We start from the raw sequence: 7,572 nt of genomic DNA, 5'->3' as shown, positions 1-7,572 counted from the left end.
GCTCCGAAGGGCGGGTGCGCTCAGTATCGGGACGCCTACTGCTCACTACAATCGACTTATACTGAGCCAATCGTTCACTTTGGGTGATGTATGGAGCTGATGCAGATCCGCATGTTCAAGACCGTCCACGACACCGGCAGCATTGCCCGTGCGGCCGAGGTGCTGCACTACGTACCGTCCAACATCACGGCGCGGATCAAGGCGCTGGAGGCCGAGCTGGGCGTGCCGTTGTTCCATCGCCGCGGGCGCGGGCTGGTGATCAGTCCGGCGGGGGAAACCTTCTTGCCCTATGCCACGCAGATGCTGGCCCTGGCCGAGGCCTCCAGGCAGGCGCTGGCGCCGTCCGCCAAACCATCCGGACGCTTGCGCATCGGCGCCATCGAGTCCTCGGCCAGCGGGCGCCTGCCGCGGTTTCTGGCGCAGTACCATGCGCGCTATCCCGAGGTGACGCTGGAGCTGAGCACCGGCACCTGGTCGCAGATGCTCGACGATGTGCTCAACCACCGTCTCGATGGTGCGATCGTGGCGGTGGATGTCGAGCGCCCGCACCTGCGCCGCACCCTGATGTACCAGGAAGACCTGCTGCTGATCGGCGCACCGTCACTGGGGCCGCTGCGCAGCGCCGCGGACCTGGTGGGCAAGGCCGTGTTCATGTGGCCTGAAGGCTGTCCGTATCGGGCGGCACTGGAGCACTGGCTGCAGGCCCAGGGGCACAAGCTGCCCATCGTGGGCATCGGCAGCTACGGTGCGATAGTCAGCTGCGTCAGCGCCGGCACCGGGGTGTCACTAGTGCCGCGCGGCATCTACGAGCAGTACCGCCAGGGCGCAGGGTGGATCGGGCACGAGTTCGCCGACCTGAAGGCGGTCGACAACCTGTTCTACTGGCACGAGGGGGCGGGGCGACATCCGGCGCGGGAGGCATTCGTGCAGATGCTGCGCGATGGCCTGGCAGGGAATGTGCAAGTGGATTCGCTCAGCACCGCTGACGCCGCGGGTACGTAGAACCTGGCGTCGGATCATGGCATGATGCCATTACTTTTTATATTGATATTCACTCGATGAGCGCCCCGTCTGTGTCAACGATGTCCTTGCTGGTGTGCGATGACTCCATGGTGGCCCGCAAGCAGGTCCTGCGCGCGCTGCCCGCCAACTGGCCGGTAACGGTTACCGAGGCCAGCGACGGGCGCCAGGCCATGGACGCCATACGCCGCGGCCTGGGCCAGGTGGTGCTGCTGGACCTGACCATGCCCACCATGGATGGCTACCAGGTGCTGGCTGCGCTGCGTGACGAAGGCCTGAGCCCCAAGGTCATCGTGATCTCGGGCGATGTGCAGGAAGAGGCCGTGCGCCGGGTGCTGGACCTGGGCGCGCTGGCGTTTCTGAAAAAACCCTTCGACCAGGACGAGCTGCGCCGCCTGCTGGCCCAGTTGGGGCTGCTGGGTGAGCGCTCGGCGACACCGCTGGCCGGTGCGGCGACTGCCGTCATCGGCTTTCGCGAGGTGTTCAGCGAAACGGTCAACGTCGCCATCGGCCGCGCCGCGGCCCTGATCGCCAAGGTGCTGGGCGTGTTCGTGCAGTTGCCGGTGCCCAGCGTCAACCTCTTCGAGGTGGGCGAGTTGCACATGGCGCTGGCCGACGCGGGCAGCAGCCAGCGGCTCACGGCAATTTGCCAGGGCTTCATCGGCAGCGGCATCGCCGGCGAGGCCCTGCTGATGTTCCACGATTCGGAAATCGCCGACATGGCCAAGCTGATGCGCCACCAGAGCATCGAGTATTCCGACATGGAGCTGTTGCTGGACTTCTCCAGCGTATTGATCGGTGCGTGCCTGAGCAGCATTGCCGAGCAGATCGACGTGGTGTTCTCCCAGGGCCACCCGCAGATCCTCGGGCAGCACGGCACCATCGACGAGCTTATCCAGGTCAACGGCCAACGCTGGCAGAAAACCCTGGCGGTCGAGATCAGCTACAGCCTGGAAGGGCACGATATCCGTTTCGACCTGCTGTTGCTGTTCACCGAAGACTCCATCGAGCGCTTGACCCATAAACTTGCCTACCTGATGAACTGAGCCCATGCGCGATCCTATCGACCTGAAGGAATTTCACTGGCTGCTGAGCATCGTGCAGAGCATCGATGTGGGCGTGGTGGTGCTCGACCGCGAACATCGGGTGCAGGTGTGGAACACCTTCATGGAAAACCGCTCGGGGGTGCAGCCCAGGGATGCCTACAACCAGTGCTTCTTCAGCCTGTTCCCCGAGGTCGACCGGCAATGGTTCAGCCACAAGGTGGACAGCGTCGCGACCCTGGGCACCCCGGCTTTCACCATCTGGGAGCAGCGCCCGTACCTGGTGCGGTTCAAGAACTACCAGCCGATCACCGGCCAGGTGGATTTCATGTACCAGAACACCACGCTGCTGCCGTTGCGCTCCACCGACAGCGAGATCCGCCAGATCTGCCTGGTGATCTACGACGTGACCGATGTGGCCACCAACCGCCACCAGTTGCAGGCCGCCAACGCTCAGTTGCAGAAGCTGTCCAGCACCGATTGCCTGACCGGCCTGTACAACCGCGGGCATTGGGAGGAGTGCCTGCAACTGGCGCATGCGCGCAATCAGCGCTATGGCAACGCCACCAGCCTGGTGATGTTCGACATCGACCATTTCAAGCGGGTCAACGACACCTATGGCCACCCGGCGGGCGATGCCGTCATTCGCCAGGTGGCCAGGGTGGTTCGCGAGCAGATCCGCGACAGCGACGTGGCCGGCCGTTACGGTGGCGAAGAGTTCGGCGTGGTGCTGACGGACACCGACAAGGCCGGCGCGCTGATCTTTGCCGAGCGCCTGCGCAAGGCGGTCGAACGCCTGAGCGTCAGCCATGAGGGGCAGGACATCCGTTTCACCATCAGCCTGGGCGTAGCCGATCTGAGCCAGCCCTCCAGCAGCCACGCCGAACTGATTGCCTGGGCCGACCATGCGCTGTACCTGTCCAAGCACGGCGGGCGCAACCGGGTGACGGTGCATGAACCCGCGGTGGTGGCGGGCTAGCTCACCTCAAGGCGCAGGAGCAGGCCTGATATTTCAGTTGATAATCATTCGCAATTGAATGCAGAATAGCGGCCCTCCCAACCCGCTCCTGCCTTCAATGGTCGTCGCCGTGTCCTGCCCCAGCGATAAACTCCAGTTGTACCTTTCCCACCGTGCTGCGCTGGTCGACTATTCGGCACCCATCGTCGGCTGCCGTGCGCAGGCCGAGGACGTGGTGCAGGAGGCCTGGCTGCGTTTCTGCGGGCAGGCCGACGCCGGTGCGCAGTTGGGCAATCCGGTGGGGTACCTGTACCGCATCGTGCGCAACCTGTCGTTCGACCTGCTGCGCCGCACGACCCTGGAAAACCGCCAGCCCGATGGCGGCGAACGGCTCGATGAGCTGCCGTCGAGCGCACCGTCGCCGGAGCACCAGGCCCTGCACCGCGATCAGTTGCGTGTGCTGCAGGACGCCCTGGCGCTGCTGCCGGAGCGGGCGCGGCAGGCCTTTCACATGCACCGCTTGCAGCACATGACTTTTCAGGAAATTGCCGCCCGCTTGAATATTTCGACTAGTCTGGCGCACCAACTGGTGCGTGACGCACTGACCCACTGTGCGGAGCATCTGGCCGATGACTGATACCACCCCGTCTTGCCGAACGCCCGGCTCGCTGAAGGACGACCCGGTGTGGCAGGCCGCCATGGACTGGCTGCTGCAATGCAATGCCGAACCGGACAACGTGCTGCTGCACCAGGCCCATGCGCGCTGGCTGGCCGCTGACGAACGCCATGCGGCGGCCTGGCGCAAGGTGCAAAAGGTCTGGATGCTGAGCGCCGGCATCGACCCGCTGGAGCCACCAACGGCGCACCAGGTGCCCGCCGCACCGCGCATGGCAGCCCGCCGGCGCAGTTGGCCACGCCGGGCGCTGGCGGCGAGCGCGCTGGCGGCCTGCGTGCTGTTGCTGGTGGGGCGTGCGCCGCCGGCCGACTACAGCAGCACGGCGGGCGAGCACCGGCAGGTGCGCCTGAGCGACGGCAGCCACATCGAACTGGGCAGCGACAGCGCCATCCGCGTGGCGTTCGAGCCGGGTGCGCGTGCGGTCACGCTGCTCAAGGGCCAGGCATTCTTCGAGGTCAGCCATGACGCCGCGCGGCCCTTCACGGTGCAGGCCGAAGACGTGAAGGTGACCGTCACCGGCACGGCGTTCGATGTGGACCTTAGCCGCAGCGCGGTGTCGGTAGCAGTGCAGAGCGGCTCGGTGCAGGTGCGTGACAGGCGCGGCGAACTGGCAGTGCCGGCGCTGGGCGCGGGCGACAGTCTGCGCGTGGGGCTGAACCAGGGCCCGGCGCAGCGCAGCCGGGTGCAGCTGGAGCAGGTTGCGGCATGGCGCCAATGGCAGTTGCTGGTCAACGACCGTCCATTGGCCGAAGTCATCGAACAACTGCGTGCGTATTACCCCGGCGTGTTGCTGCTGCAGGACCGTGCCCTGGGCCAGCGGCGCATCACCGCGTCGCTGAACCTGCGGTCGCCAGGTAGCGCGCTGCAACTGGCCATCGCTCCGCTGGGCGGGCAGCTGACGCAATGGGGGCCGTACATCACGGTCATCCGTGAGCGCGCTTCGCCGCCTGGGAAAAAATAAATTCACGAAGTTCTGGAAATTCCCCATCGCCGTTCGTTTATTGCCCCGCTGAGTTAATCGTACAGATTCTCATTTACAGGCGCGTATCGTTCGCGCCGCACGGGGAGTTCACCAGAGCATGTCCATTCGCACCCAAGAGTCGTTGCAGGGTCGTCGGCGCAGTGCGCGCCTGCTGTTGCTGTCAGTGGGGCTGGCAGTGTCGTTGCCGGTGCTGGCCGATGACGAGCCGACGCGCCACAGCATCGATATCGCGCGCCAGCCGCTGGGCTCTGCGCTGATGGCGCTGGGGCAGCAGACCGGCCTTCAGATCAGTGCCGAAAGCCAGTTGCTGGGCAACCTCAGTGCCCCGCCGGTGCGTGGCGAGCTGAGCGCCGATCAGGCGCTGGCGATCCTGCTCAAGGGCAGCGACCTGGAATGGGTGCATATCGGCGACGACGCGCTGCTGCTGCAACGGGTGGTGCGTCCGCGTGCCGACCAGATCCAGCTGGAAAACACCAAGGTCCGCGAACGGGCGCTGCTGCCACAGGGTGAAACCCATATCGATCGCGAGCTTATCGAGGCAATGCCGGCCGGCAACGGCGACATCACCAGCCTGCTGCGCAGCAACCCCAACGTTCAGTTCGACGACAACCAGCTCAGCAGCAAGACACCCGGAGAAATCGCCCCGGCCAACATCAGCATCAACGGCGCGGCGTTCTACCAGAACGCCTTCCTGGTCGACGGCATCAACATGAACAACGACATCGACCCGGCCGAAGACCGCGTGCAGTTGCTGGACAGGGTGCCGGGGCGCAGCCAGGGCCTGGCGCTGGACACCGACCTGCTGGAGAACATCACGGTTCTGGACAGCAACGTGCCGGCCGCCTATGGCGGCTTCAACGGTGGGGTGATCGACGCCCAGACCCGCGCCCCGACCAAGGCCCTGCACGGCAAGTTCTCGGTACAGACCACGCGCTCGGCCTGGACCAAATACCACATCGACGAGACGGAAGAGCAGCGCATGGAGAACTCCGGCTCGCCCGACGAGCAGCCCGAGTTCGACAAGGTCATCGTGCGCGGTACCTTGCAAGGCCACCTGACCGACACCTTCGGCCTGATCGGCAACTTCAGCCAGAAGCGCTCGACCATTCCGCTGAGCCTCTACTCCTACAACAACGTCGAAGAGATGGGCTATCACAAGGAGAAGCAGGAGCGGCGCATCGACAACTACTTCCTCAAGTCGGTGTGGCAAGCCAGCGACCGGCTCACCGTCGAGACCAGCGTGACCCACGCGCCCGAGGAGAGCCATTACTTCCGGGCCAACGTCGCCAACTCCGGCTATGACAACAAGGTTGGCGGTACCCAGTTGAACCTGCGCACCGTGTGGGACGGCGACCTGGCCCGTGTCGAACAGACCCTGGCCTGGAGCCGCCAGGAACAGAGCCGCACCTCGGACTCGGCCGACTACTGGACCTGGCGCAAGTCGACCACCAAGGACTGGGGCATCGGCAGCAAGACCACCGCCAACACCCTGGAGGGGGGCTGGGGCGATATCGAACAGCAGCAGCGCACCTGGCAGTACAAGCTCAATGCCGACTGGCGCAGCTTCGACTGGCTGGGCGCCATTCACCGCCCGCAGACCGGCCTGGAGTTCTCCCGCCAGTACGTGCGCTACGAGCGCCTCACCGACAGCAGTACCTATGTGGCCCCGGCCGCCACCAACAGCTGTACCAACAGCGCGGGGGTGACCGATACCGCTGCCTGCAACATGGGCGAGACCGTCAGTGGCTGGGCCGGCCAGTACATGAAGAGCCGCACCCGCTATGCCCCCGGCGAATTCGATTTCACCACCACCACCTGGGGCAGTTGGGTGCAGGACGAGATCACCCTGGGCAAGCTGACCCTGCGCCCCGGCGTGCGCGTGGACAGTGACGACTACATGGACAAGACCACCTGGGCACCGCGCTTCTCCCTGGAGTACGACGTGTTCGGTGACCGCACCACCTTGCTCAGTGCCGGTGCCAACCGCTACTACGGCCGCAGCGTCACCAGCTGGCAGTTGCAGGACGGGCGCAACCGCCTGCGCTTCAACGAAACCCGCGCGAGCCTCGACAAACCCTGGGTGACCAAGTCCAACGGCAGCAACCAGACGCTGTTCAATCAGCTCGACATCCCCTATGACGACGAGCTGATGCTGGGCGTGGTGCAGCAGTGGGCCGGCATCGAGTACGGCCTCAAGTACGTCAACCGCAAGGGCCGCGACCAGGTGGTACAGGTGTCCGGGCGCACCCTGGGGCAGCCGTCCACCGACCCTGACCTGGCCAGCAACTACACCACCTACACCAACGACGGCAAGAGCGAGACCGACACCTACACCCTGACCGTGACGCCGATGCAGCGCTGGACGCTGCTGGGCACGCAGACCGGCGGCCAGCTGGCGCTGAACTGGACCGACAGCAAGGCTTCCTCGCCCAGCTATGTGCAGGCCGACGACACCTACTACCAGAACGACGTGATCCAGTACCAGGGCAGCTTCATCAACTACCAGGACCGCCCGGCGACCAACTACAACCGACCGTGGACGGCGCGCCTGACCACCATCACCGACATCCCCCAGGCCAACCTGCAGTGGAGCAACTTCTGGCGCTACCGGGCCGGCTACAAGCGCATCGGCGACACCGGGCGCAACGTCGATTACAGGGGCACCTCGGTGGATGTGTGGGAAGAGCAGAAATTCGACGCGGCGCTGACCTGGGACACGCGTCTGGGCTGGCGTATCCCCACCGCACGGGACCAGGCCATCTTCGTCAACGTCGACGTGTTCAACGTGCTCGACAAGAAGTCGGTCAATGCCAACGCCACGGTCAACAGCAATTCGGTGTCGACCTATGAAGTGGGTCGCCAGTACTGGCTGGAAGTGGGGTACACCTTCTGA

The 7,572-nt window shown here is 65.0% G+C and carries 6 protein-coding genes; all 6 read left to right on the top strand.

The window, feature by feature from the left end:
- The first annotated feature begins 90 nt into the window (after nucleotides 1-90).
- The 6 genes from MF6396_RS20235 (at nucleotide 91) to MF6396_RS20210 (ending at nucleotide 7,572) form a co-directional block, all read left to right on the top strand.
- Nucleotides 91-1,002 (top strand): LysR family transcriptional regulator, encoded by a 912-nt coding sequence (locus tag MF6396_RS20235; protein ID WP_054916414.1) that lies wholly within the window; start codon nucleotides 91-93, stop codon nucleotides 1,000-1,002.
- Nucleotides 1,003-1,058: 56 nt separating this feature from the next.
- The gene (locus MF6396_RS20230) at nucleotides 1,059-2,066 is read left to right on the top strand and encodes a response regulator (RefSeq protein ID WP_043861873.1); all 1,008 of its coding nucleotides are present in this window, start codon (nucleotides 1,059-1,061) and stop codon (nucleotides 2,064-2,066) included.
- A 4-nt stretch (nucleotides 2,067-2,070) separates the two neighbouring features.
- On the top strand, nucleotides 2,071-3,042 hold the full coding sequence (locus MF6396_RS20225) for a sensor domain-containing diguanylate cyclase (RefSeq protein WP_043861872.1): 972 nt from the start codon (nucleotides 2,071-2,073) through the stop codon (nucleotides 3,040-3,042).
- Nucleotides 3,043-3,139: 97 nt separating this feature from the next.
- The gene (locus MF6396_RS20220) at nucleotides 3,140-3,658 is read left to right on the top strand and encodes a sigma-70 family RNA polymerase sigma factor (RefSeq protein ID WP_043861871.1); all 519 of its coding nucleotides are present in this window, start codon (nucleotides 3,140-3,142) and stop codon (nucleotides 3,656-3,658) included.
- Nucleotides 3,651-4,658 carry a FecR family protein gene (locus tag MF6396_RS20215; RefSeq protein ID WP_231390680.1) on the top strand — a complete coding sequence of 336 codons (1,008 nt, stop codon included), beginning with the start codon at nucleotides 3,651-3,653 and terminating at the stop codon, nucleotides 4,656-4,658. The genes MF6396_RS20220 and MF6396_RS20215 overlap by 8 nt, the downstream gene beginning before the upstream one ends.
- A gap of 118 nt (nucleotides 4,659-4,776) precedes the next feature.
- Nucleotides 4,777-7,572, top strand: a complete 2,796-nt coding sequence (locus tag MF6396_RS20210; RefSeq protein ID WP_078481411.1) for a TonB-dependent receptor — start codon at nucleotides 4,777-4,779, stop codon at nucleotides 7,570-7,572.

This window comes from Pseudomonas sp. MF6396 (assembly GCF_002018915.1).
Classification (GTDB): domain Bacteria; phylum Pseudomonadota; class Gammaproteobacteria; order Pseudomonadales; family Pseudomonadaceae; genus Aquipseudomonas; species Aquipseudomonas palmensis.
Note: the sequence above shows the minus strand (reverse complement) of the source record. Positions and strands in the feature narration are given on the sequence as shown.